General features: G+C 54.4%; 1 rRNA gene. It reads left to right on the top strand.

Going from position 1 to position 772, the window contains the following annotated elements:
• Window positions 1–753: ribosomal RNA gene (locus ACY2RR_RS24380) — 23S ribosomal RNA — on the top strand; the annotation flags it as partial.
• Between the last annotated feature and the right edge of the window lie 19 nt (window positions 754–772).

Genomic DNA, 772 nt, shown 5'->3' on the forward strand with positions numbered 1-772 from the left:
TTGCGTGGAGCCAATCTTGAAATACCAGCCTGGTAATGTTGGAGTTCTAACTCCGCGCCATAATCTGGCGTGAGGACAGTGTGTGGTGGGTAGTTTGACTGGGGCGGTCTCCTCCCAAAGAGTAACGGAGGAGTACGAAGGTTGGCTAAGCACGGTCGGACATCGTGCGGTTAGTATAATGGTACAAGCCAGCTTGACTGCGAGAGCTACAACTCGAGCAGGTACGAAAGTAGGTCATAGTGATCCGGTGGTTCTGAATGGAAGGGCCATCGCTCAACGGATAAAAGGTACTCCGGGGATAACAGGCTGATACCGCCCAAGAGTTCACATCGACGGCGGTGTTTGGCACCTCGATGTCGGCTCATCACATCCTGGGGCTGAAGCCGGTCCCAAGGGTATGGCTGTTCGCCATTTAAAGTGGTACGCGAGCTGGGTTTAGAACGTCGTGAGACAGTTCGGTCCCTATCTGCCGTGGACGTTGGAAGTTTGAGAAGAGCTGCTCCTAGTACGAGAGGACCGGAGTGGACGAACCACTGGTGTTCGGGTTGTGTCGCCAGACGCATTGCCCGGTAGCTAAGTTCGGACGGGATAACCGCTGAAAGCATCTAAGCGGGAAGCCCCCTTCAAGATGAGACTTCCCTGGGCCTTGAGCCCCTGTAGAGCCGTCCAAGACCAGGACGTTGATAGGCTGGGTGTGTAAGCGTTGTGAGGCGTTGAGCTAACCAGTACTAATGACTCGTGCGGCTTGACCATATAACGCCAAAGCGATCTT

The organism is Parendozoicomonas sp. 2304DJ65-17 (assembly GCF_058148445.1).